The following is a 23,182-nucleotide window of genomic DNA, read 5'->3' on the forward strand; positions in this document are numbered from 1 at the left end:
CGCCGTGCGCCTCAGCTGTCCGGAGCGGGGGTCGGCGCGGCCCCGACGGCGTTGCTGTAGTCGTTGTGCGTGCGGAAGGCCTCGGTGAATCGGCCCGCGGACCAGCGGTACGTGATCACGTTGTCGCCGGACGGGCTCGACACCGGGTCGCCCTTCTCGTACACCTGCTTGGTCACCACCAGGTCGCCGCGGTCGATCTCCGCGTAGACCGGAGGCTCCTCCGCCTGGAACACGTTCTGGTACCCGCCGTCCTTCTCGCGGTACACGTAGCTCCCCACACCCACGGCGTCACCGCAGGTCAGCACGTTGACGAGGACGTCCTCGGCCGAGCCCGCGGTCAGCTTCCCGTACGACACGTCGACGGGGTATTCGTCGGCGACGCACGGCTTCAGCTCGCGCTTGACCTCCGCGGAGACCTTGGGGTCGGCCTTGACGAGCCGGACCGCGTCGACCCGGTCGGGGACGCGGGAGGGGGCGCTGACCGCGGGCGTCGATGAAGCGGAGGAGGCGGCACCGCCGACCGCGTCCGCGTGGGCCGGCCCCTCGTCGCGGGCGCCCGTCCCTCCGGCGCCGCAGCCGGAGAGGGAAACGCCGACGGCGACGAACACGGCCACCGCCGTGCTCGTCGCCTGCACGCTCTTCCGGGTCTCCCCGGGTGTCCGACCGTCGGTCAGGCCGCGCAACGCTCCCGCTCCTCACGCTCCAGCGCCCGTGCGTCCAGATCGCGGGCGACCAGCTCCTCGCGGAGCCGGGCGAGCGCTCGGTGCAGCGTGCTCTTGACCGTACCGGCCGACATGCCGAGGGCGGCGGCCGTCTCCTCCGTTGACATCTGCTCCCAGTGTCGCAGCACCACGACACTGCGCTGCTTCGGGGCGAGCACCTTCATGACGTCCATCAGCAGGGCGCGGTCCGCGTGCTGCTCGGTGGCGTCGTCCACGCAGGACTCGGGGAGCTGTTCGGTCGGCACCTCCTCCAGCTTCCGGGCCCGCCACCACTCGGTCCGCGTGTTGATCATGACCCGGCGCAGGTAGGCGTCCGCCAGCCGCTTGTCCTCGATGGTCTCCCAGCGGCGGTACGTCCGCGCCAGCGCGGTCTGGAGCAGGTCCTGGGCGTCGACGGGGTCGGGGACCAGGCGTCGGGCGCTGCGCAGCAGCGCGTCCTGCCGGGTGCGGACGTACTCCTCGAATTCGAGCACCTCGCCCTGCGCCATGGTCATCCGCCTTCCGATCCCCGTTTACCGGCGGTTGGTCACCCGCCGGTCTCCTGCCTGTGGTCCGTCGTCCCGTGCCCTCGGGCACGCAAACGAAGGTAGGAAAGCGTTGTCACGGCGCTGTGCGAAGCAGCCTGCGGCTAACCCTCGGCTGTCCGTCGGTTGTGTAACGAACCCGGGAACGGGGTACGGGCGCAGGGCACTTGGCTGCGGTATGGGGCGATGTGTCCGGTGGTGGCGTTGTGACGGAAGCCCGTACGACGGCGACTTCCGTCACCTGTCCGCTGTGACCGTGCTGTGCGTCAGCTCAGCGGCAGCCGGTACATCCCGTCCGCCAGCGGTTCCACCAGGCCGTCGGAGACCAGGCCGTCCAGGGCGCGGGCGCGCTGGACCGGTTCGTGCCACACCCGGTCCAGCGCCGCCTGCGGCACCGCCCCGTGCGCCTCGCGCAGCACCGCGAGCAGCCGGCCGCGCACCTGCCGGTCGGTGCCCGCGTACGTCTGGCCGCGGCGCGGCGGTCCGTCGTGCGCGGGCTTGCCGGCGAGCCGCCAGGCGCACTGGCCCGCGATGGGGCAGCGGTGGCACGACTCGTTCTTCGCCGTGCACACCAGCGCGCCCAGCTCCATGGACGCGGCGGCCCAGCGGGCGGCCGTCGCCTCGTCCTCCGGCAGCAGCGCGCGCGCCAGCTTCCGCTCGGCGGCGGTGGTGGCGTTCGGCGGGTACTGCACACCCGTGACCGCCCGGGCGAAGACCCGGCGGACGTTGGTGTCCAGCACGGCGTGTCGCCGGCCGTGGGCGAAGGAGGCGACCGCCGCGGCCGTGTACTCGCCGATGCCGGGCAGCGCCAGCAGCTGGGCGTGGTCCGCCGGTACGTCCCCGCCGTGCCGCTCCGTTATGGCGGCGGCGGCGCCGTGCAGGCGCAGGGCGCGGCGCGGGTAGCCGAGCCGGCCCCAGGCGCGGACGGCCTCGCCGGGGGCCTCCGCGGCGAGGTCCGCGGGGCGTGGCCAGCGGGCCATCCACTGCTCGTACACGGGCAGGACCCGGCTCACCGGCGTCTGCTGGAGCATGAACTCGCTGACCATCACGCCCCACGCGCCGGCCTCCGGGCGCCGCCACGGCAGGTCACGGGCGTGCTCGTCGAACCAGTCGATGACGGGGGAGTGCAGCGGCTCGCCGGACACGGCCGGCTCGGCGGACGGTGCGGCGGACGGGGCGGCGGGGACCGAGGGTGCCGCGGAGTCGGTCGGGCCGTTGTGCGAGGGCTTCGTGGGCGCAGTCATGACCCTCCGATCCTGCCACGGGAGGAGCGCCGCACGGGCGCACCGCCACCGGGGGAGGCCGGGGCACCTGACGATCGGCAGGGGCGCCGGCCCGGCCGCCGCTTGTAGCGTCGGACGCATGGAGCACCCCCGCCGGCCCCCTCGCACCGAGCCCGACAGCCGCACGCGGACCGGCCGCGGCACGGACGCCGGACGCCGAAACGGCACCGGCACGGACGTCGACGCAGGCACCGACACCCCGGCGGGCACCGGCATCGGTGCGGACGCCGTCCCCGACGCCGGCACCGCCACCCCGGCGGGCACCGGCACCGGTAGGGACGCCGTCCCCGACGCAGGCACCGCCACCCCGGCGGGCACCGGCATGGGTGCGGACGCCCACGCCGACGCCGGCACCGCCACCAGCACGGACGCCGGCACCCACACCGACGTCCCGGCCGGCGCCGCCCCCGGCACCCGTACCGCCCCCCGCGTCCGGGCCGGGGCGGCGACCCGGCGCGGGCTCCCGTGGGCGCGGCCTTTGGGGCGAGGTGTCCTGTTCTGGGCGGTCCTCGCCGTCCCGGCGGTCACGGCGGACCGGATCGGCCTGAACGAGCCCCGCCCCGCGTGGCAGCAGGCGGCCGGCCTCGGAGTACTCGCCGCGGCCGTCGCCCTGTCCCGGCGCAGCCCCCTCTCCGCGTTCGCCCTGACCGCGGGCCTGGGCCTCGCCGCCGCGCCCGCCCTGTTCAGCGTCTCCTACGGCCCCGCGCTCGGCGTCCTCGCCCTGCTTCTCGGCCTGCGCGCGGCCCGGGCGCGCCCGGCGACGGCCACCTTCGCCGCGGTGGGCGTCGCCGGCACGGTGAGGATCGCGCTGACCGGCGCCGACCCGGCCCCGGAGTGGCTCGTCATGACCGGCACCCTGCTCTTCGGCTGCGTCTTCCCCTGGCTCGCCGGCCGCTACTGGCGCCAGAGCCGCGCGCTCGCCGAGGCCGGCTGGCTCAGGGCCGCCCGGCTGGAGGACGAGCAGCGGCACGCCGAGGAGCGGGCCCGGCTGCGGGAGCGGGCCAGGATCGCCCAGGACATGCACGACTCCCTCGGCCACGAACTGAGCCTGATCGCCCTGCGCGCCGGCGCGCTCCAGGTCGCCCCCGGGCTCGCCGCCGACCACCGTGCCGCCGCGGCCGACCTGCGGATGGCCGCCGCCGACGCGACCGACCGGCTGCACCGGATCATCGGCGTGCTGCGCGAGGCCGACGAGCCGGCCCCGCTGACCCCGGCGGGAGAGAGCGTCGAGGAACTCGTCGCCCGCGCGGCCGAGTCGGGTCTCCCGGTGCGCTGGGAGCCCTCGGGCGCCGCCCCGGTCCCGGACCCCGCCGGGATCGCCGGGCGGCTGCTGCACCGCGTGGTGCGCGAGGCACTGACCAACGCGGCCCGGCACGCCCCCGGCGCCGCCGTCGTCGTCGCGGTCACCGGGCAGCCGCGCGGCACGACGGTCACCGTCACCAACGGCCCGGCCACCGAACCGGCTCCACCTTCCTCGGGCGGCTCGGGCCTGGCCGGGCTGCGCGCCGCCGTGGCGTCGGTCGGCGGCGACCTCGGCACGGGCCCGCACGGCGAGGGGTTCCGGGTGCGCGCGTACCTCCCCGCGCAGGACACCGTCGCCCCGTCAGCCCCACGTGTCCCCGCGACTCCGGCCGCTCCCTTCGCCCGGGCCCGCCGCCGCGTCGCCCTCGGTCTGGGTGCGGCCGCCGGCGCCGGAGTCGTCCTGGTGGCCGCCGCGTTCGGCTGGTACGCGTACACGGAGACGCACTCCGTGCTCAGCCCCGGCGCGTACGCCGGGTTGTCGCTCGGCACGCCGTTCACCCAGGCCGCGGCGGTGCTGCCGGACCACGCGGTGCACGACCCGCCCACCGACCGGGCGCCCGCGCCGCCGGCGGGCGCCGACTGCCGCTACTACCGGGCGAGCGGCGAACTCCTGGTCTCCGTCGACCACTTCCGGCTCTGCTTCGACGACGGAGGCCGCCTGGTCGCCAAGGACGTCGTCCCCCGCGTCGGGCTGTCCGGCGAGGGACGCGAGGAATACGAGGAGTACGTACGGTGATCCGGGTCCTGCTGGCCGACGACGAGGCGATGGTGAGGGCCGGGGTGCGCGCCATCCTGGCGAGCGGCGGGGAGAGCGAGGTCGTCGCCGAGGCGGGTGACGGGCGGCAGGCGGCCGAACTGGCCCGCGCCCACCGCCCCGACGTCGCCCTGCTGGACATCCGCATGCCCAATCTGGACGGCCTCGCGGCGGCCGAGGAGATCGTGCGCACCGTTCCCGGCACCGCCGTCGCCATGCTGACCACCTTCTCCGAACAGGCCTACGTGGCCCGCGCGCTGGCCGCCGGCGCCACCGGCTTCCTGCTCAAGTCAGGTGACCCGTACGAACTGATGGCGGGGGTGCGGGCCGTGGCGGACGGCGCCGCCTTCCTCTCGCCGAAGGTGGCCCGGTACGTCATCGAGGACCTCGGCAGGGGCGGCGGGCGCCTCGCCCGACGCGAACACGCACGCACGCGCGTGGCGCGGCTCAGCCCCCGCGAACGCGAGGTGCTCGGCCTGGTGGGCGCCGGCCTGTCCAACCCGGAGATCGCCGCCCGGCTGCACCTCGTCGAGGGCACGGTGAAGGCGTACGTGAGCGCGGTCCTGGACCGGCTGGAGGTGCGCAACCGGGTGCAGGCGGCGATCGTGGCGTACGAGGCGGGGCTCGTCGGGCCGGACGCGTGACACCTCACCGCCGGTGCGCGGCGGCGTACGGCGACGCGGGTGCGGCGGCCGCCCCCGGCCCGGCGAGCCACCGGGCGGCGGGCGCCGGCGAGGTGCGCAGGGCGTCGGCCAGGCGGATCGCCGTGCGGGTGCCCAGGCGCACGGCGACGACGGCGACGACGGCGCCCAGCAGGAGCCCGGCGGCGACGTCGTGCGGGTAGTGGACGCCGACGAAGACCCGGGAGAAGGCCATCAGCAGGGCGAGGGGCACCGTCAGCAGGACGAGCACGCGCCGGACGAGGGCCAGCGCGACGGCCGCGGCACCCGCGATGGTGGCGTGGTTGCTGGGGAAGGACCAGTCACCACTCGCCGGGCACGCGGCCAGTGAGGCGACGGCCCCGGTGACCGCCCGGCACGGACGCTCCTCGGTGACACCGGACTTGAGCAGTTCGCTGCACACGTACGCCACAGCCGTGGCCACGGGTGCAAGGACCGCGATCGCGAACGCCCGGGAACTGCCACGCCGCGAACGCCACCATCCGGTGACGAACAGCGCGGCGAACAGCAGGAGTCCGGCCTCCGTCCACACCTCCGCGGTGTGCTGTACCCATGTCGGGGTGTCGTGCGCGAAACCGGTGATGTCACGGTAGAGCCCGTCGTCCTGGAAGGTCATGGTCACGGACCGTAGGCGATCGGGAGATACGGTCACACCCCGCGATCGACACGTGTGTCACCTGACGATCGGCAGGGGTGCCGGGCGCTCTCCGGAATGATGATCCGTAAAAGTTGCGGGCTCGAGCGGCGGGTGGGACCGGGGAACGCGCCGATCTCTCGTACAGTTTGCGCCGTGGGATCTCTGCGCAATCCGGTCGGGCCGCTTCCCTCCTCCATCTACTGGCGTCGGAGGGCCGTACTGCTGTCCGTGTTCGCCCTGTTGGCCTTCCTGGTCACGTGGATCGTGGTCGTCGGCGGCGGGGGCGGCGGCAAGGGGCACGGCGACGGTGCCGACGGCAAGCACCCCGCGCCGTCGATCACGCCGGGCCCCTCGGGCTCCGGGCCGGCGATCAGTCAGGCGCCGGGTGGGCGCGACGAGTCGGGCGGCGGGGACTCCGGCGGGTCGGGCTCGGGCTCGGGCTCCGGCGAGGGCGACGGTTCGGGAGACGGCTCCGGGGACGGTTCCGGCGAAGCCGGCGGCGACGGTTCCGGCGGATCGGGCGGCTCCGGTGGCGGTGGACCGGCGACCGCGGTGGGTGCGGGCGACGCGCTGCCGGCGGGATCGAGCCTGCCCGACTGCACCGCGAACGCGGTCAGACTGAGCCTGCGCAGCGTCCGCAACTCCTACTCGCCCGGGCAGACGCCGACCTTCGAACTGACCGCCCGCAACACCTCCGGCAGCGACTGCAAGATCGACCTCGGCCCGAAGCACGCGGTGCTGACGATCACCCCGGCGAGCGGCGACGACGCGTACTGGTCCTCCGACGACTGCCCCAAGGGCTCGGGGAGCCTCGCGTACCGGGTGACCGCCGACGGCGGCATCACCTCGACCGTGAAGTGGGACCGCAAGCCGAGCGCCCCCGAGTGCGGGACGCCCCCGGCGGGTTCGGCCGGGGCGGGGACGTACCTGGTGGAGGCGAAGGCCGCGGGATTCGGGAAGGTGCAGACGTCCTTCGTGCTGAAGAACGACTGACGCGTCAGACGTAGCGCTCCAGGATCGACGACTCCGCGAGGCGCGACAGCCCTTCCCGCACGCTGCGCGCCCGGGCCTCGCCGACGCCGTCGACGGTCTGGAGGTCGTCGACGCTGGCGGCGAGCAGCTTCTGCAGCCCGCCGAAGTGCTCCACCAGCCGGTCGATGATCGCGCCGGGCAGCCGCGGCACCTTCGCCAGCAGCCGGAAGCCGCGCGGCGACACGGCCGAGTCCAGCGTCTCGGGAGACCCGGTGTAGCCCAGGGCCCGGGCCACCGTGGAGAGTTCGAGTAGCTCCGCGTGGCTGAGCTTGTCCAGCTCGGCCAGCGCCTCGTCGACCGTGCGGGACCGCTTGGCGGTCGGCTCGGGCACGTAGTCCCGTACGACCAGCTCGCGCTCCGGCTCCACGCCGGCGATCAACTCGTCGAGCTGGAGCGCCAGCAGCCGCCCGTCGGTGCCCAGCTCCACCACGTACTCGGCGATCTCGGTGGCGATCCGGCGCACCATCTCCAGGCGCTGGGAGACCGCCGAGACGTCCCGGACGGTGACCAGGTCCTCGATCTCCAGCGCCGACAGCGTGCCCGCGACCTCGTCGAGCCGCAGCTTGTAGCGCTCCAGGGTCGCCAGGGCCTGGTTGGCGCGGGACAGGATGGCGGCGGAGTCCTCGAGAACCCGGCGCTGCCCGTCGACGTACAGCGCGATCAGCCGCATGGACTGCGAGACGGAGACGACGGGGAAGCCCACCTGCTTGCTGACCCGGTCCGCCGTACGGTGCCGGGTGCCGGTCTCCTCCGTGGGGATCGTCGGGTCCGGAAGGAGCTGCACCCCGGCCCGCAGGATCTTCGACAGGTCCGAGGACAGCACGATGCCGCCGTCGAGCTTGCACAGCTCCCGCAGCCGGGTCGCGGTGAACTCCACGTCCAGCACGAAGCCGCCGGTGCACATCGACTCGACGGTCTTGTCGGAGCCGAGCACGATGAGACCGCCGGTGTTGCCGCGGAGGACCCGTTCGAGCCCGTCGCGCAGGGGCGTGCCGGGCGCCACGGCGCTCAGGGAGGCGCGCATCAGGCCATCGGCACCGGCACTCCCACCGGACTTTCCGGGAGCTGCTGCCCGGTCGTTGGCTGCCACTGCACTCCTCCGGTCGCAGGTTCTTCTGGCGCTGCCGTGTCGCACACTCGGACGTACGGACGGGCGAGACCAGGGCAAAGTCTACCGGCGGTCCTCCTCCTCCCGTGGGGCCTCTCGCCGACGGGAGCGCGGAAGGACCCGCAGGGCGTCCCCCATGTCCGCGACTTCCAGGACCTTCATGCCGTCGGGGACCCTGCCCGGATCCACCGGTACCAGGGCGTGCGTGAAGCCCAGCCGGTGCGCCTCGGCGAGCCGGCGCTGCACCCCCGTGACCCGTCTCACCTCGCCGGCGAGACCCACTTCGCCGATCGCGACGAGGTTCTTGGGCAGCGGGGTGTCGCTGGCGGCCGACGCGAGGGCGAGCGCGACGGCGAGGTCGGCGGCCGGCTCGGTGAGCCTCACCCCGCCGACCGTCGCGCTGTAGATGTCCCTCTTGCCCAACGCGACGATCCGCCCCCGCTGCTCGAGCACGGCCAGCATCATCGACACCCGGGACGTCTCCAGACCGGACGTGGTGCGCCGCGGGGACGGGATCTGCGAGTCGACGGTCAGCGCCTGCACCTCGGCCACCAGCGGCCGGCGCCCCTCAAGGGTGACGGTCAGACAGGTGCCGGGCACGGGCTCGGCACGCCGGGTGAGGAACAGCCCGCTGGGGTCGGCGAGGCCGGTGATGCCCTCGTCGTGCAGCTCGAAGCAGCCGACCTCGTCGGTCGTGCCGTACCGGTTCTTGACGCCCCGTACCAGCCGAAGCCGCGCGTGCCGGTCGCCCTCGAAGTGCAGGACGACGTCCACGAGGTGCTCCAGCAGCCGGGGTCCGGCGATGGCGCCGTCCTTGGTGACGTGGCCCACCAGCAGGGTGGACATGCCGCGATCCTTGGAGGCCCGGATGAGGGCGCCCGCGACCTCCCGCACCTGCGCCATGCCGCCGGGGGCGCCGTCGATCTCGGGGGAGGCCACCGTCTGCACGGAGTCGAGGATCAGCAGCGACGGCTTGACGGCGTCCAGGTGCCCCAGCACCGCCGCGAGGTCGGTCTCGGCGGCGAGGTACAGATGGTCGTCGATGGCCTTGATCCGGTCGGCCCGCAGCCGCACCTGGCTCGCCGACTCCTCACCGGTGACGTAGAGGGTCTTGTGCTCCTCGCTGGCCGACTTGGCCGCGACGTCGAGCAGCAGCGTGGACTTGCCGACGCCGGGCTCGCCCGCGACGAGCACCACCGCACCGGGCACCAGTCCGCCGCCGAGCACGCGGTCCAGCTCGGGCACGCCGGTCGGGCGGGCGGTCGCCTGACGGCCGTCGACCTGGCCGATCGGCAGCGCGGACGTGGTGACGCGCCCCGGCGACGTCGTACGGACCGCGGGTGCGCCGTACTCCTCGACCGTGCCCCAGGCCTGGCACTCGGGGCAGCGGCCGAGCCACTTGGCCGTCTGCCAGCCGCACTCGGTGCAGCGGTAGGACGGCCGTTCCTTGGTGGTCTTCGCACGAGCAGCCATGCCCGAACGGTAACCGCCCCCACTGACAACACCCCGCGGCGCCCGGCGACACCGGGGTGCCCGGCGCTGTGGTGGGCCGGGGGTGGGTCCGCGCGGCCCGGCGCTGCCGTGGTGCCTCCCCCACTCTCGGCTTCGCTCGAGCGGGGGGACCCCCACCGCCCACCCGTGCCGCCCTGGGGGTACCTCCCAGGCCGTTCAGGCACTGGGGGAGGCACGACTGCCCGCAGCTGGGGCGAGCGGCGCGGCGGCCCGCAGCCGGGACGGCGTGGCGGGAGGGCGTAGCGGGACGGCGGTCCGCCGCAGGCGCGGGTCGCATCAGCACCCCTGTCCCCTTATGAGGGATCGTTTCACCCGTACGGATTAAAAGTGGCCAACGCGCCAGTTCGCGCCACCCATGGCCCCCTACGGTCACCGGGTGATGAGGAGCAGTCCGGAGACCACGATCCGCACGACCGGTACCCACCGAGCACCCCGGGACCCCCGGGACCATCGGGCACACCGGGAGCAGCGGGAAGCGCGTGACCGTGCGGCCGCGCGCACGCTGGCGCAGCGGTCGCCCACGCGTTACGAGGCGTACCTGGACGGCCTGTTCACCTACTGCCTGTCCGTCCTGTGCGACCACGACACCGCCACCGCCGCCCTGGGCGACGTCCTCGCGCTCGCCGAGCGCCGCGACCACCGGGGCACCCGCGGCACCCGCGGCCCCGACCCCGCGGACCGCAGGGCCTGGCTGTACGCGCTGGCCCGCTGGGCCTGCCTGCGCAAGCTCGCCGAGGCCAAGCAGAAACGTCCGAGCAGCCACGCCGCGGGCCGCCCCACGGCGCCCCGCACGGGCCCCGACCGGCAGCGCCCGGCGCAGCAGCCCGCGACCCCGCCGCCGTCCGGTGAGGACGAGGAGCGCCGCCGCCGCGAACTGTCCCTGCTGGCCTGGCCGGAGGCCGCCGGCACCACCCCGGAGCAGCGCGAGGCCCTCGAACTCGCCGTGCGCCACCACCTCGCCGCCCCCGAGGTCGCCGCCGTGCTCGGCATGGACCTCGCCGCCGCCAGGGAACTGCTCGCCGCGGCCGCCTGCGAGGTCGAGCGCACCCGCGCCGCCCTCGCCGTCGTCGAGACCGGCGCCTGCCAGGGCGTGTCCCGCCTCACCGGTGACAACCGCTACGTGCTCAGCGCCGCCCTCCGCCGCGAACTGGTCCGGCACGTCGACGACTGCCCGCGCTGCCGCCGCGCGGCCGAACGCGCGATTCCCGGCCGCTGGCCCGGCACCACCGTCACCCCCGCCGAACTGCCGGTCCTGGAGGCCCCGCGCGCGGCGCTGCACGCCGCCATGGCGCACGGCCCCCGCGCCCGCGGCGCCGCTCCCCGCTTCGACCGGCGCGGCTTCCCGATGGACCCGAAGGACCGCGCGGCCCGCCGGGACCGCCTGCGGGCGCGTGCCGTCACCACCACCGTCGTCGCGACCGTCGTCGCGGCCCCCGTGCTGGCCCTGTGGGCGGCCTACCGCGGCACCCCGGTCGGTGAGGGCGAGGGCGGCCGCTCGGCCAGCGCCAGCGAGGCGCAGGGCCCCGACGGCGCGAGCGGCGATGCGGGCGGCTACGGCTACGAGAACGCCGGCAACGCGAGCAGCACCCCCGGCCCCCGTTTCGGCAAGGACGGGAAGGCCGACGTCTCCGTGGAGGTCGTCAGCGTCTCCGGCACGGGTGCGAAGGGCACCGGCCACCTCGACGTGACGGCGGGCAACCGCGGCGACACCACGCTGATCACCCTCACCGCGTCCGGCGACGCCCCCGTGCGCTGGTCCGCCTCGATCGGCGCCCCCTGGCTCTACCCGAGCCAGTCGTCGGGGACCCTCCGCCCCGGCGAGTCGACGACGATCAGGGTGCACGTCGACCATCTGCGCGAGCCGTCCGGCTCCTGGAGCGCCACGGTGGCCGTCTCACCGGCAGGCGCCGTCGTCACCATCCGGGGCTACGGAACCGCGCCGAGCCCGTCCCGCCCGACCCCGCGCCCCAGCACGCCCGACGACTCGTCGTCCCCGTCCGATCCGGGTCCGGACCCCTCGCCGTCGACCCCGGCGCCGCCCGACCCCACGCCGACCGACGACCCGCCGCCCACGTCACCCGACCCGGACCCCACGCCCACCGAGCCGTCCCCGACCGACGGCACGGACGGCTCGTCCCCCCCGCCCGGCGACGACATCCCGAGCCCGGCCGTGCCCTAGGACACGGCCCGCCCGCCGAGGGCGTCCCTCAGCGGGCCGGGTCCGCCGGATGCGGTGCCAGCAGCGGAAGCTGCGACGCCAGCCGCGCCTCGCACAGCTCCACCAGCCGGTCGTAGCCCGCCTTGCCCATCAGCTCGATCAGCTCCGGCCGGTAGGAGACGTACACCGGGTCGCCCGCGCCGTGCGCCGAGGTCGCCGACGTGCACCACCAGTGCAGGTCGTGCCCGCCCGGCCCCCAGCCGCGACGGTCGTACTCACCGATCGACACCTGGAGGACCCGGGTGTCGTCGGGCCGGTCGATCCACTCGTACGTCCGCCGCACCGGAAGCTGCCAGCACACGTCCGGCTTGGTCTCCAGCGGCTCCCGGCGCTCCTTCAGCGCCAGGATGTGCAGCGAACAGCCCGCGCCCCCGGCGAATCCCGGCCGGTTCTGGAAGATGCACGAGCCCTGGAAGGGACGCGTCTGCCGGGAGCCCTCGTCGTCCTCGGAGACCCAGCCGTTCCGGGTGCCCTCGGCGTGGTGCTGCCAGATGTCCGGCGTGAGCCTCGCCACGTGCTCGGCGACGCGCTGCTCGTCGTCCTCGTCGGAGAAGTGGGCGCCCAGCGAGCAGCACCCGTCGTCCGCCCGGCCCGCCTGGATCCCCTGGCAGCCGCTGCCGAAGATGCAGTTCCAGCGGGAGGTCAGCCAGGTCAGGTCGCACCGGAAGACCTGCTCGTCGTCCGCCGGATCCGGGAACTCCACCCACGCGCGCGCGAAGTCGAGCCCCTTCTCGTCGCCCGGCACGGAACCCGGCGCGGGACTCGGCGCGGAACCCGACGCGGGGCCCGTCGACACACCCTCGGCCATCCCGCTCAGCCCGCCCTTCTTACCGCGCTTGTCCTGCTTGTCCTTCTTGGGCGACTTTCCGTCCTTCGCCTTGTTCGTCTTTGGCACGGCTCCAGGGTAAGTCGCCGAAGCCGCAGGACGGCACCGCAGCGCTCCCCGTCGGCAGTAGCGTGCCGTACATGAGACTCGGTGTCCTCGACGTGGGTTCGAACACGGTGCATCTGCTGGTGGTGGACGCACACCCCGGCGCGCGCCCGCTGCCCGCGCACTCGCACAAGGCGGAGCTGCGCCTCGCCCAACTCCTCGACGACGACGGCGCGATCGGCCCCGAGGGCGTGGACCGGCTGGTCGCGGTCGTCCACGAGGCGCTCCAGGCCGCCGAGGACAAGGGCGTCGAGGAGCTGCTGCCCTTCGCCACCTCCGCCGTGCGGGACGCGCGCAACGCCGACGACGTCCTCGCGCGCGTCCGCGAGGAGACCGGCGTCGAGCTCGCCGTGCTCAGCGGCGCCGAGGAGGCCCGGCTCACCTTCCTCGCCGTCCGCCGCTGGTACGGCTGGTCGGCGGGCAAGCTGCTGGTCCTCGACATCGGCGGCGGCTCCCTGGAGGTCGCCTACGGCATGGACGAGGAGCCGGACACCGCCGTGTCGCTGCCGCTCGGCGCGGGCCGGCTGACCGCGGCCTGGCTGCCCGGGGACCCGCCCGCCCCGGACGACGTCCGGGCGCTGCGCCGCCACGTCCGTACGGAGATCGCCCGCACGGTGGGAGAGTTCAGCCGCTTCGGCGCCCCCGACCACGTGGTGGCCACCTCCAAGACCTTCAAGCAGCTGGCCCGCATCACCGGCGCGGCCCGTTCCACCGAGGGCCTCTACGTGCAGCGGGAACTGAAGCGGGCGTCCCTGGAGCCCTGGGTCCCCCGCCTGGGTGCCATGACGACCAGCGAGCGCGCCGAGCTTCCCGGGCGTCTCCGAGGGCCGCGCGGCCCAGCTCCTGGCCGGTGCCCTGGTCGCCGAGGCGGCGATGGACCTCTTCCGCGTGGAGAACCTGGAGGTCTGCCCGTGGGCCCTCAGGGAGGGCGTGATCCTCCGCCGCCTGGACCACATGGGCCAGGGCTGACGTGCCCGGAAGGGGCGCGGGGGAGCGGGGCGCACCGCCGTCACGCGCCCCGCCCCCGCCCTATGGCAATCACCACAACGGCCATCGCGCACCCCGCACCCCGCGACCCGTACCCCGTAACCTGGCCCCCGTGGCAGAACCAAGGGACGTAGTCCGCATCCCGGACGCGAAGGTCGCCCTGTCGACGGCTTCCGTCTACCCGGAGTCGACGGCGACGGCCTTCGAGATCGCCGCACGCCTCGGGTACGACGGCGTCGAGGTCATGGTGTGGACCGATCCGGTCAGCCAGGACATCGAGGCCCTGCGCCGGCTCAGCGACTACCACCGGATGCCGATCCTGGCCGTGCACGCGCCCTGCCTGCTGATCACCCAGCGGGTTTGGTCGACCGACCCCTGGACCAAGCTCCGGCGCGCCCAGGCCGCCGCCGAGAAGCTGGGCGCGAGCACCGTCGTCGTGCACCCGCCGTTCCGCTGGCAGCGCCAGTACGCCCGGGACTTCGTCGACGGCATCTGGCGGATGGCGAACGAGACGGACGTGCGGTTCGCCGTGGAGAACATGTACCCGTGGCGCTACCGGGACCGCGAGATGCTCGCCTACGCGCCCGACTGGGACGTGACGAAGGAGGACTACCGCCACTTCACGATCGATCTCAGCCACACCGCCACGGCCCGCACCGACACCCTCGACATGGTCGGCCGCATGGGCGACCGCCTCGGTCACGTCCACCTCGCCGATGGCAAGGGCTCCGCGAAGGACGAGCACCTGGTCCCGGGCCGCGGCGACCAGCCCTGCGCCGAGGTACTGGAAAGCCTCGCGCACACCGGTTTCGACGGCCATGTCGTCATCGAGGTCAACACCCGTCGCGCGATGTCCAGCGCCGAACGTGAGGCCGATCTCGCCGAGGCCCTGGCCTTCACGCGCCTGCACCTGGCGTCGGCCTCCCCGGCGGCGAGGGCGCCCCGGCCGTGAGCGACGCCACCGAGGGGACCCCCGGCGCCTCCGACACCCCCGCTCCGGCCCGCCGCCGCGGCCGCCCCCCGCGCACCGAGTCGGCCGGGACCCGCGACCGCATCCTCGACGCGGCCCGCGAGGAGTTCTCCGAGCGCGGCTACGACAAGACCTCCGTACGCGGCATCGCCAAGACGGCGGGCGTGGACTCCGCGCTCGTGCACCACTACTTCGGCACCAAGGAACAGGTCTTCGAGGCGGCGATCGAGGTCGTCTTCGCGCCCGCCCTCGAGGCCCCCGAGGCGATCGGCGACGGCCCGCTCGACACGGTCGGCGAGCGCCTGACCCGCTTCGTCCTGGGCCTCTGGGAGAACCCCGGCACCCGTGCGCCGCTGCTGGCCGTCGTCCGTTCCGCCGTGAACAACGAGACCGCCGCCGCCGTCTTCCGCCGCATGATCGCCGCCCAGCTGCTGCGGCGCATCGCCGCCCAGCTCGACCTGCCGGACGCGGAGCTGCGCGCCGAGCTGGCGGCGGCGCAGCTGGTGGGATGCGCGATGCTCCGGTACGTGATCAAGGTGGAGCCGCTGGCGTCGGCGGACCCCGAGCGGATCGTCGCGCGGCTGGCGCCGGTCGTCCAGGGCCATCTCACCGGCTCCTGAAGCCTTCCGCGGCCGAGACGGGCATCCCGCATCCCGGACAGCCTGTCCCGGCCCCTGGATGACGGGCGTACGCTCGTCGACAGTCAGAAAACTGTCAGCGCTTCCTGGCAGAACTCTCCGAAGGAGCGAGCGACGATGCCCGAGCTGAGGTCCCGCACAGTCACCCACGGCCGCAACATGGCGGGCGCCCGCGCCCTTATGCGTGCCTCCGGTGTACCCGGCGCGGACATCGGGCGGAAGCCGGTCATCGCCGTCGCGAACAGCTTCACGGAGTTCGTGCCGGGCCACACGCACCTGGCGCCGGTCGGCCGGATCGTCAGCGAGGCGGTCGTCGCGGCCGGCGGCATCCCGCGCGAGTTCAACACGATCGCCGTCGACGACGGCATCGCGATGGGCCACGGCGGCATGCTCTACTCCCTGCCCTCCCGCGACCTGATCGCGGACAGCGTGGAGTACATGGTCGAGGCCCACTGCGCCGACGCCCTGATCTGCATCTCCAACTGCGACAAGATCACCCCGGGCATGCTCAACGCGGCCCTGCGGCTGAACATCCCGACGGTCTTCGTCTCCGGCGGCCCGATGGAGTCCGGCCGCGCCACCCTGGTCGACGGCACGGTCCGCACCCTCGACCTGGTCGACGCGATCTCCGACGCCGTGAACGACAAGATCTCGGACGAGGACATCCTCCGCATCGAGGAGAACGCCTGTCCGACCTGCGGCTCCTGCTCCGGCATGTTCACCGCCAACTCGATGAACTGCCTGACCGAGGCCATCGGCCTCTCCCTCCCGGGCAACGGCTCGGTCCTCGCCACGCACACGGCCCGCAAGCGGCTGTACGTCGACGCGGCCGACACGGTCATGGACATCACCCGCCGCTACTACGAGCAGGACGACGAGAGCGTCCTGCCGCGCAGCGTGGCGTCCTTCGCCGCCTTCGAGAACGCCATGGCCCTCGACATCGCCATGGGCGGCTCCACCAACACGATCCTGCACCTGCTGGCCGCGGCCCAGGAGGCGGGCGTCCCCTTCGGCCTGGACGAGATCAACGCGGTCTCGCGCCGCGTGCCGTGCCTCGCCAAGGTCGCCCCGAACGTCGCCAAGGACCGCACGTACTACATGGAGGACGTGCACCGCGCCGGCGGCATCCCCGCCCTCCTCGGCGAACTGCACCGCGCGGGCCTGCTCAACGAGGACGTGCACTCGGTGCACAGCCCCTCCCTGGCCGACTGGCTGAAGACCTGGGACGTGCGCGGCGGCTCCCCGTCCGCCGAGGCCGTCGAGCTGTGGCACGCGGCCCCCGGCTGCGTCCGCTCCGCCGAGGCCTTCTCCCAGTCCGAGCGCTGGGAGGCCCTGGACGAGGACGCGGAGGGCGGCTGCATCCGCTCCGCCGAGCACGCCTACTCCGAGGACGGCGGCCTCGCGGTCCTCAGGGGCAACCTGGCCGTGGACGGCTGCGTCGTGAAGACGGCCGGCGTCGACGAGTCGATCTGGACCTTCGAGGGCCCGGCGGTCGTCTGCGAGTCGCAGGAGGAGGCCGTCGAGAAGATCCTCACCCAGCAGGTCAAGGACGGCGACGTCGTCGTCATCCGCTACGAGGGCCCCAAGGGCGGCCCCGGCATGCAGGAGATGCTCTACCCGACCTCCTACCTGAAGGGCCGCGGCCTCGGCAAGACCTGCGCGCTGGTCACGGACGGCCGGTTCTCCGGCGGCACCTCCGGCCTCTCCATCGGCCACGCCTCGCCCGAGGCGGCCGCGGGCGGCACCATCGCCCTCGTCGAGGACGGCGACCGCATCCGCATCGACATCCCGAACCGCTCCATCGAGCTGCTGGTCGACGACGCCGAGCTGGCCCGCCGCGAGCAGGCCCTGAACGGCGTGTACGCCCCGAGGAACCGCGAGCGCAAGGTCTCCGCGGCGCTGAGGGCGTACGCCGCGATGGCGACGAGCGCCGACAAGGGCGCCGTGCGGGACGTCAGCAAGCTGGGCTGACCCGCCCCGCGGGGGCCCGGCTACCAGGCGGCCGGGTTCCGCCCGTCCACGCCGAACACGGTGCCGTCCGGCGCACCGGCGTAGACGTGCCCGCCCGCGAGCACCGGCGTGGGCAGCGAGGCGGGCACACGGTCGGACTCGGCGCCGAACCGAGGCCGGGTCTGCCCGAGCAGCCTGCCCGTGCGGGCGTCGACCGCGAGGAGCCGCCCGTCGGGGACGGTGACGTACACGTGCCGTCCGTCGGAGACGGGCGTCGAGCCCCGGCTCACCCCGGACTCCAGCCGCCACCGCTGCCTGCCCGCGGCCATGTCGACGGCCACCAGCGAACCGCCCGCGCCCATGAGGTGCACGGTGTCCCCGTGCACGCCGGCCTGCGCCTGGGCGACGGGGACGGGCAGCCGGACCCGGCGGGTCGCCCCGGTGCCGGGCGTGTAGCGCACCACGGCGACCGCGTCCCCGTAGACCTCGCCGCCGGCGAGGAAGTACACGGACCCGTCCGCGGCACCCACCGCGGTCAGCGCCCCCTCGAGGCCGGCCTCCCACCGCACGTTCCCCGTCGCCGGGTCCACCGCGGTCACCCGGGTCCGGGACCCGTCGTCCGACGCGCTCGTCGCGTAGGCCGTCGCGTCGTCGGCGAAGGAGGTGAAGTACGGCACGGACTGCCCGGCGATCCGGTGCGTCCAGGCGGTCTCGCCCGAGGCGCTGTCCACGCCGGTGACCTGCCCGTCGGCGGCGGTGAGCAGGAGCATGCCGCCCGCGCTCCGCACTCCGGCGTACTCGGGCGGCTCCGTGTGCCAGGTCACCTCGCCCGTGGCGGGGTCGAGGGCCTCAAGGTCGCCGATCAGATCGAGCGAGGGCTGGACCAGTCCGCCCGACACGACCGGCGGTTCGCTGCGCGTCGTCCCCGCGACGCCGTGCCGCCACAGCGTGCGGCCGTCGGCCGGATCGAGGGCGAAGACCGTCCCCGGCCGGCCGCACACCAGCCGGCCCGCCCCGTACGAGCACTGGGGCGTTCCGCCCCGCGGGGCCGCCTCCGTCTCCCACGCGCCGAAGCCGCCCGTCGCCTCCTGCGCGGCGGCGGGCTCCCGCGCCGCCTCGGAACCGCCGGCCCACTGGAGCGCGGCGAGTCCGCCGAGCACGGCGAGGCAGAGCACCCCGGCCAACAGCGCCGTCCGCCGGCCCAGGCGGCGTGCGGGCCGCGCCGCGGGCCCGGCCGGCCGGGGCTCCGGCGTCTCCGCCTCCTCGGCCGGGGGCGCCGGCACGAAGGTCTGCGTGTCGTACGCCGCCGCCTCCGACCGCAGCTCCCGCATCAGCTCGTCCGGCGTGGGCCGCTCGTCCGGCTCCTTGGCCAGGCACCGCAGCACCAGCGGCGCGAGCGTCTCCGGCACACCCGTCAGGTCGGGCTCGTCGTGCACGACCTGGTAGGCGACGACGTACGGGCTGTCCGAGTCGAAGGGACCGCGCCCGGTCGCCGCGTGCACCATCAGCGACCCGAGGGCGAAGACGTCGGCCGCCGGGCCCACCTCCCGGGGCCGCCGGAACTGCTCGGGCGCCATGAACGGCGGCGTACCGATCAACTTGCCGGTCTCGGTGCGCAGTTCGCTGTCCTTCGGCCGGGAGATGCCGAAGTCGATGACCTTCGGTCCGTCCTCGGCGAGCAGCACGTTGCTGGGTTTAAGGTCCCGGTGAACGACCCCGACCCGGTGGATGTCCCGCAGCGCCTCCGCGAGTCCGGCCATCAGCCGGCGCAACTGGGAGGGATCCATGGGGCCGTTCCGCTTCACCTGCTCCGAGAGGGTCGGGCCGGGGATGAACAGGGTGGCCATCCAGGGCCGTTCGGCCTCCGGGTCGGCATCCACGACCGGCGCGGTGAAGGCGCCGCTCACCCGCCGCGCCGCGGCCACCTCCTGCCGGAACCTTCCCCGGAACTCGGGGTCCGTGGCGTACCGGGCGTGGACGACCTTCACCGCGAGCTTCATCCCGGAGGTGCTGCGGGCCACGTGCACGACGCCCATGCCGCCCGAGCCCAGACAGGAATCCAGACGGTAGTGACCGGCATATTCCGGAAGTTCCGCTTCCGCGCCCGCTCCGTCGTTCACCCGTGGCGCCATGGGACCACCCCCGTGCTGTTCCTGTGCGCGCGCGACGCTCGGAGCCTAGTCGATGACTCGTTGCGGGCCGAGGCGGCTTGCTAGCCTCCGCGTGCGAGTCGCGAACTCGTGTGTGGCGGCTTGTTCCGGACGGTCGTCACGGCGGAAACGGACCGGACCCCGCGGCACGCGCGGGTCCGACGGGGGAGGACATCATGACTGCCGGTCACGCCGACCACCTGGAAGAGACCGACGGCGGCACGGACGCCGTCATCACGACGGTGGCGGTGACCGCGGCGGCCGTCACGTACTACCCGGTCGCCCCGGGCGTCCGTCTCAACGTCCGCAGCGGGCCCGGCACCGGCTACGGCATCGTGCGGGTCCTGGCGGAGGGGGCGCGCGTCCCGATCCACTGCCAGCGGCCGGGCACGACGGTGACGGGCCCGTACGGCACCAGCGCCATCTGGGACAACATCGGCAACGGATACGTGTCCGACACGTACGTGCGCACCGGCAGCGACGGCTACGTCGCGTCCCGCTGCTCCTGAGCCCACCCGGAGCCCGCGGCCACGTCCGGCGCCATAATCGTTCCGTGAGCGCAGAGAACGGCACGAACGGCATCCCGGACACCCCCGCGGGCTCCACGCCCCCCGCCGGTCCCCGCCCCGAACCTCTCCGGTTCTTCGGCACGACCTGGGTGAACCACGACAACGGCTACGCCGCCCGCCGGGCCGGCCTGGCCGTCGGCTCCCTCGTCGTGGCCGCCGCCGCCTGCTTCGTCCTCCGCGTCGCCTACGACGGCCTCCGGATCGCGGACGTCGGCGGTTTCGTGTCGCTGCTGATGGTCGTGATGTTCGCGGTCTGCAGTGCCCTGGCGTTCCGGCACACCTGGTCCGGCTTCTCCGGCCGCCCCGACCCCGACCGCCAGGCGTCCCTGCGCGGCCTGCTGGCCATCGGCTTCGTCGGCACGCTCCTGGCCTACTTCTTCCGTACCCTCACCGAGGCCCCCGGCGAGCGGCTCCACCGCGCCGAGTACGACAGGGCCCGCGAGGAGTACGAGAAGCGCAGCACCCGCCGTTCGCGGAACCCGTCGAAGAAGCGCCGCTCCTAGCCCGTCCCGGCGGGCCGCGCGCTCCCCTCTCCCGGCTCGTCCGCCGTCTCTCGACGGGCTTCCCCCGCGGAAAAGACCCCCGCGCCCGGCGGTCACCGGCCGACCATGGCCGTATGACGTCACCCAGGGTCGACCCGCCGGCCGGCCACGCCGCCCGCGCCCACTCCTTCAACGCCGCCGCGGCCCAGTACGCCGCCGCCCGTCCCTCCTACCCGCCCGCCCTCTTCGAGGCGATCGAGGAGTTGTCCGGCCGCCGCCTGGCCGGCTCCCGCGTCGCGGACGTCGGCGCCGGTACGGGCATCGCCACCGCCCGCCTGCGCGAACACGGCGCCGACGTGCTCGCCGTCGAGCCCGGCGGGGGCATGGCGGCCGAGTTCCGCCGCGGCCTCCCCGAGGTGCCGGTGGTCCGCGGCAACGGCAACGCCCTTCCCCTCGCCGACCACCGCTTCGACCTGCTCACCTACGCCCAGGCCTGGCACTGGATCGACCCCGCCCGGTCCGTCCCGGAGGCGCTGCGCGTGCTGCGTCCCGGCGGGGCGCTGGCGCTGTGGTGGAACACCGACGCCCCCGACGTGCCGTGGATCGCCGCGGCGAACGAGCGCACGCGGCGGCGGTTCGGCCTGGACGTCTCCGCCGAGCAACGGAACGTCGACGCCCGCGTCGCCGACCCCTCCGGCCGGCTGGCCTTCACCCGCCGCGAGGTCCGCTGGAGCCGCAGCGTCCCGCTGGACACGCACCTGGCCAACATCGCCAGCCACTCGGTCTTCCTGACCCACGGCGAGGACCGCAGCGCGGCGTTCCTGGCCGAGGAGCGGGAGCACCTCCTGGCCGTCTTCCCGGACGGGATCGTCGAGGAGACGTACGTCGTCGTGCTGCTGCTCGCCAGGACGCCCGCGGCCGCTTGACGCGACAGGAGGGCGGGAGCACTATTCATCACATGATGAATTACTCGTCCCGCCCTCCCGACGACCGGACGGCCACCTACGACGCCGGCGCCTCCCCGGACGCCGGTGCCATCCCCGGCCACGGGGCCACCCCCGGCGGGGCGACGGACCCCGGCCACGAGACCGCGCCCGCCGCCCCCCGGACCACCCCCGCCGCCCCCGCCGTCCACGCCGAGGACCTCACCGTCGTCCGCGGCACCCGCACCGTCCTGCGCGGCCTCGGCTTCACCGTCCCGCGCGGCCGGATCACCGGCCTCCTCGGCCCCTCCGGCTGCGGCAAGTCCACCCTCATGCGGGCGATCGCCGGCACCCAGGCCAAGGTCACCGGCACCCTCGACGTCCTCGGCCGCCCCGACGGCCACCCCGGCCTGCGCACCCGCATCGGCTACGTCACCCAGGCCCCGTCCGTCTTCGACGACCTCACCGTCCGCCAGAACCTCGACTACTTCGCCGCGATACTCGACCCCGGCCGCGCCTCCTCGGGCCGCCGCCGCGAGAACGTCACCCGGGCCGTCGCCGACGTCGACCTCACCACCCACGCCGACGCCCTGGCCGGCAACCTCTCCGGCGGCCAGCGCAGCCGCGTCTCCCTGGCCGTCGCCCTCCTCGGCGCCCCCGAGCTCCTGGTCCTCGACGAACCCACCGTCGGCCTCGACCCCGTACTCCGCCGCGACCTGTGGACCCTCTTCCACTCCCTCGCCGCCGAGCGCGGCACCACCCTCCTCGTCTCCTCCCACGTCATGGACGAGGCCGAGCGCTGCCACCGCCTTCTGCTGATGCGCGACGGCACGCTCCTCGCCGACGACACCCCCGACGCCCTGCGCGCCCGCACGGACACGGAGACCGTCGAGGAGGCCTTCCTGCACCTGGTGGACGAGGCGACGGCGGCAGCCCGCACGAAGGAGACCACGCGATGACCACCACCACGCCCACCGCGCGGACCACGCCGCCCCCGGCCCCCACCCGCCCCCTGAAGCTCTCCCGCACCACCGCCACCGCGGCCCGCGTCCTGCGCCAGCTGGCCCACGACCCCCGCACGATCGCGCTGCTCCTGGTGATCCCCTGCCTGATGCTGTTCCTGCTCCGCTACGTCTTCGACGGCAGCCCGCGCACCTTCGACAACATCGGCGCCTCCCTGCTGGGGATCTTCCCGCTGATCACGATGTTCCTGGTCACGTCCATCGCGACGCTGCGCGAGCGCACCTCCGGCACCCTCGAACGCCTCCTCGCCATGCCCCTGGGCAAGGGCGACCTCATCGCCGGCTACGCCCTCGCCTTCGGCGCCCTCGCGATCGTCCAGTCGGCCCTGGCGACGGGCCTGGCGGTCTGGTTCCTCGGCCTCGACGTGACCGGCAGCCCCTGGCTCCTGCTCCTGGTCGCCCTCCTCGACGCCCTCCTGGGCACCGCACTCGGCCTCTTCGTCTCGGCCTTCGCGGCCTCCGAATTCCAGGCGGTCCAGTTCATGCCGGCGGTGATCTTCCCCCAGCTCCTCCTCTGCGGCCTGTTCACCCCGCGCGACCGCATGCACCCGGCCCTCGAGGCCGTCTCCGACGTCCTGCCGATGTCCTACGCCGTCGACGGCATGAACGAGGTCCTGCGCCACACCGACATGACGGCCACCTTCGTCCGGGACGTCCTGATCGTGGCCGGCTGCGCCCTCCTGGTCCTGGCCCTGGGCGCGGCGACCCTGAAGCGCCGCACGGCATAGCGCGGCCCGTCCGGCGTCCGAGGACGAGGCCCTCCGGGCCGAGCGGGGACGGGAAGGGCG

20 protein-coding genes and 1 pseudogene are annotated in these 23,182 nt (G+C 74.5%); 13 read left to right on the forward strand and 8 right to left on the reverse strand.

The features are described 5' to 3' along the window. Positions 1-11: 11 nt before the first annotated feature. The 3 genes from AC0VYN_RS01915 to AC0VYN_RS01925 form a co-directional block, all read right to left on the reverse strand. Positions 12-683: a hypothetical protein gene (locus AC0VYN_RS01915; RefSeq protein WP_385465780.1), complete on the reverse strand. Its 672-nt coding sequence runs from the start codon at positions 681-683 to the stop codon at positions 12-14. Beyond that, positions 671-1,210, reverse strand: a complete 540-nt coding sequence (locus AC0VYN_RS01920; protein WP_475537059.1) for a SigE family RNA polymerase sigma factor — start codon at positions 1,208-1,210, stop codon at positions 671-673. The genes AC0VYN_RS01915 and AC0VYN_RS01920 overlap by 13 nt, the downstream gene beginning before the upstream one ends. Before the next feature lie 302 nt (positions 1,211-1,512). Further along, positions 1,513-2,490, reverse strand: coding sequence for an HhH-GPD family protein (locus AC0VYN_RS01925; RefSeq protein WP_386919229.1), 978 nt, complete (start codon positions 2,488-2,490; stop codon positions 1,513-1,515). A gap of 118 nt (positions 2,491-2,608) precedes the next feature. Here AC0VYN_RS01925 and AC0VYN_RS01930 point away from each other — a divergent pair, with 118 nt between their 5' ends. Together AC0VYN_RS01930 and AC0VYN_RS01935 are read left to right on the forward strand one after the other, a co-directional pair. Then, positions 2,609-4,567, forward strand: a complete 1,959-nt coding sequence (locus tag AC0VYN_RS01930) for a sensor histidine kinase (protein WP_475534509.1) — start codon at positions 2,609-2,611, stop codon at positions 4,565-4,567. Further along, positions 4,564-5,229: a response regulator transcription factor gene (locus AC0VYN_RS01935; RefSeq protein WP_475534510.1), complete on the forward strand. Its 666-nt coding sequence runs from the start codon at positions 4,564-4,566 to the stop codon at positions 5,227-5,229. Before AC0VYN_RS01930 ends, AC0VYN_RS01935 begins: the two co-directional genes overlap by 4 nt. 4 nt (positions 5,230-5,233) lie before the next feature. Here AC0VYN_RS01935 and AC0VYN_RS01940 read toward each other — a convergent pair whose 3' ends face one another. Then, on the reverse strand, positions 5,234-5,881 hold the full coding sequence (locus tag AC0VYN_RS01940; protein ID WP_475534511.1) for a phosphatase PAP2 family protein: 648 nt from the start codon (positions 5,879-5,881) through the stop codon (positions 5,234-5,236). 174 nt (positions 5,882-6,055) lie between these two features. Between AC0VYN_RS01940 and AC0VYN_RS01945 the strand changes: the two genes are divergently transcribed. Continuing rightward, a complete protein-coding gene (locus AC0VYN_RS01945; RefSeq protein WP_475534512.1) occupies positions 6,056-6,895 on the forward strand; it encodes a hypothetical protein in 840 nt (279 codons plus the stop codon). Positions 6,896-6,899: 4 nt separating this feature from the next. Here the strand turns inward: AC0VYN_RS01945 and disA are convergent, their stop codons facing one another. Then, the gene (gene disA / locus AC0VYN_RS01950; protein WP_356551239.1) at positions 6,900-8,024 is read right to left on the reverse strand and encodes a DNA integrity scanning diadenylate cyclase DisA; all 1,125 of its coding nucleotides are present in this window, start codon (positions 8,022-8,024) and stop codon (positions 6,900-6,902) included. An 81-nt stretch (positions 8,025-8,105) separates the two neighbouring features. Further along, positions 8,106-9,515, reverse strand: coding sequence for a DNA repair protein RadA (gene radA / locus AC0VYN_RS01955; RefSeq protein WP_475534513.1), 1,410 nt, complete (start codon positions 9,513-9,515; stop codon positions 8,106-8,108). A gap of 415 nt (positions 9,516-9,930) precedes the next feature. Between radA and AC0VYN_RS01960 the strand changes: the two genes are divergently transcribed. Further along, positions 9,931-11,733, forward strand: a complete 1,803-nt coding sequence (locus AC0VYN_RS01960) for a BACON domain-containing protein (RefSeq protein WP_475534514.1) — start codon at positions 9,931-9,933, stop codon at positions 11,731-11,733. Between the two features lie 28 nt (positions 11,734-11,761). Here AC0VYN_RS01960 and AC0VYN_RS01965 read toward each other — a convergent pair whose 3' ends face one another. Then, positions 11,762-12,667 carry a DUF3109 family protein gene (locus tag AC0VYN_RS01965; protein ID WP_475534515.1) on the reverse strand — a complete coding sequence of 302 codons (906 nt, stop codon included), beginning with the start codon at positions 12,665-12,667 and terminating at the stop codon, positions 11,762-11,764. A gap of 71 nt (positions 12,668-12,738) precedes the next feature. Here AC0VYN_RS01965 and AC0VYN_RS01970 point away from each other — a divergent pair. The 4 genes and pseudogenes from AC0VYN_RS01970 (at position 12,739) to ilvD (ending at position 17,269) form a co-directional block, all read left to right on the forward strand. After that, positions 12,739-13,672, forward strand: a pseudogene (locus AC0VYN_RS01970) (Ppx/GppA family phosphatase). Positions 13,673-13,802: 130 nt separating this feature from the next. Then, complete coding sequence (locus AC0VYN_RS01975; RefSeq protein WP_475534516.1) at positions 13,803-14,642, forward strand: sugar phosphate isomerase/epimerase family protein; 840 nt, start codon at positions 13,803-13,805, stop codon at positions 14,640-14,642. After that, positions 14,639-15,280, forward strand: coding sequence for a TetR/AcrR family transcriptional regulator (locus AC0VYN_RS01980; RefSeq protein WP_475534517.1), 642 nt, complete (start codon positions 14,639-14,641; stop codon positions 15,278-15,280). The genes AC0VYN_RS01975 and AC0VYN_RS01980 overlap by 4 nt, the downstream gene beginning before the upstream one ends. Before the next feature lie 135 nt (positions 15,281-15,415). After that, positions 15,416-17,269 (forward strand): dihydroxy-acid dehydratase, encoded by a 1,854-nt coding sequence (gene ilvD / locus AC0VYN_RS01985; protein ID WP_451627542.1) that lies wholly within the window; start codon positions 15,416-15,418, stop codon positions 17,267-17,269. 20 nt (positions 17,270-17,289) lie between these two features. On the opposite strand, the gene AC0VYN_RS01990 is transcribed toward ilvD, so the two are convergent. Then, positions 17,290-19,380 carry a serine/threonine-protein kinase gene (locus tag AC0VYN_RS01990; RefSeq protein WP_475534518.1) on the reverse strand — a complete coding sequence of 697 codons (2,091 nt, stop codon included), beginning with the start codon at positions 19,378-19,380 and terminating at the stop codon, positions 17,290-17,292. A 194-nt stretch (positions 19,381-19,574) separates the two neighbouring features. Between AC0VYN_RS01990 and AC0VYN_RS01995 the strand changes: the two genes are divergently transcribed. From AC0VYN_RS01995 to AC0VYN_RS02015, 5 genes are all read left to right on the forward strand, one after another. Then, on the forward strand, positions 19,575-19,907 hold the full coding sequence (locus AC0VYN_RS01995; RefSeq protein ID WP_475534519.1) for an SH3 domain-containing protein: 333 nt from the start codon (positions 19,575-19,577) through the stop codon (positions 19,905-19,907). 44 nt (positions 19,908-19,951) lie between these two features. Then, positions 19,952-20,470, forward strand: a complete 519-nt coding sequence (locus AC0VYN_RS02000; protein ID WP_475534520.1) for an EamA/RhaT family transporter — start codon at positions 19,952-19,954, stop codon at positions 20,468-20,470. 113 nt (positions 20,471-20,583) lie between these two features. After that, the gene (locus tag AC0VYN_RS02005) at positions 20,584-21,375 is read left to right on the forward strand and encodes a class I SAM-dependent methyltransferase (RefSeq protein ID WP_475534521.1); all 792 of its coding nucleotides are present in this window, start codon (positions 20,584-20,586) and stop codon (positions 21,373-21,375) included. Between the two features lie 32 nt (positions 21,376-21,407). Beyond that, a complete protein-coding gene (locus AC0VYN_RS02010) occupies positions 21,408-22,331 on the forward strand; it encodes an ABC transporter ATP-binding protein (protein WP_475534522.1) in 924 nt (307 codons plus the stop codon). After that, positions 22,328-23,122, forward strand: coding sequence for an ABC transporter permease (locus tag AC0VYN_RS02015; RefSeq protein WP_475534523.1), 795 nt, complete (start codon positions 22,328-22,330; stop codon positions 23,120-23,122). Before AC0VYN_RS02010 ends, AC0VYN_RS02015 begins: the two co-directional genes overlap by 4 nt. The last annotated feature ends 60 nt before the right edge of the window (positions 23,123-23,182 follow it).

The organism is Streptomyces sp. 63XJN7_1_ISO-PGPR-S23-121, assembly GCF_056173025.1.

Bases quoted from the DNA above. Each gene is read 5' to 3' on its own strand.
- AC0VYN_RS02015 (WP_475534523.1), top strand. From the start codon at position 22,328: ATGACCACCACCACGCCCACCGCGCGGACCACGCCGCCCCCGGCCCCC.
- AC0VYN_RS01995 (WP_475534519.1), top strand. From the start codon at position 19,575: ATGACTGCCGGTCACGCCGACCACCTGGAAGAGACCGACGGCGGCACG.
- AC0VYN_RS01940 (WP_475534511.1), bottom strand. From the start codon at position 5,881: ATGACCTTCCAGGACGACGGGCTCTACCGTGACATCACCGGTTTCGCG.
- AC0VYN_RS01925 (WP_386919229.1), bottom strand. From the start codon at position 2,490: ATGACTGCGCCCACGAAGCCCTCGCACAACGGCCCGACCGACTCCGCG.
- AC0VYN_RS02005 (WP_475534521.1), top strand. From the start codon at position 20,584: ATGACGTCACCCAGGGTCGACCCGCCGGCCGGCCACGCCGCCCGCGCC.
- AC0VYN_RS02010 (WP_475534522.1), top strand. From the start codon at position 21,408: ATGATGAATTACTCGTCCCGCCCTCCCGACGACCGGACGGCCACCTAC.
- AC0VYN_RS01990 (WP_475534518.1), bottom strand. From the start codon at position 19,380: ATGGCGCCACGGGTGAACGACGGAGCGGGCGCGGAAGCGGAACTTCCG.
- AC0VYN_RS01930 (WP_475534509.1), top strand. From the start codon at position 2,609: ATGGAGCACCCCCGCCGGCCCCCTCGCACCGAGCCCGACAGCCGCACG.
- ilvD (WP_451627542.1), top strand. From the start codon at position 15,416: ATGCCCGAGCTGAGGTCCCGCACAGTCACCCACGGCCGCAACATGGCG.
- radA (WP_475534513.1), bottom strand. From the start codon at position 9,515: ATGGCTGCTCGTGCGAAGACCACCAAGGAACGGCCGTCCTACCGCTGC.
- AC0VYN_RS01920 (WP_475537059.1), bottom strand. From the start codon at position 1,210: ATGGCGCAGGGCGAGGTGCTCGAATTCGAGGAGTACGTCCGCACCCGG.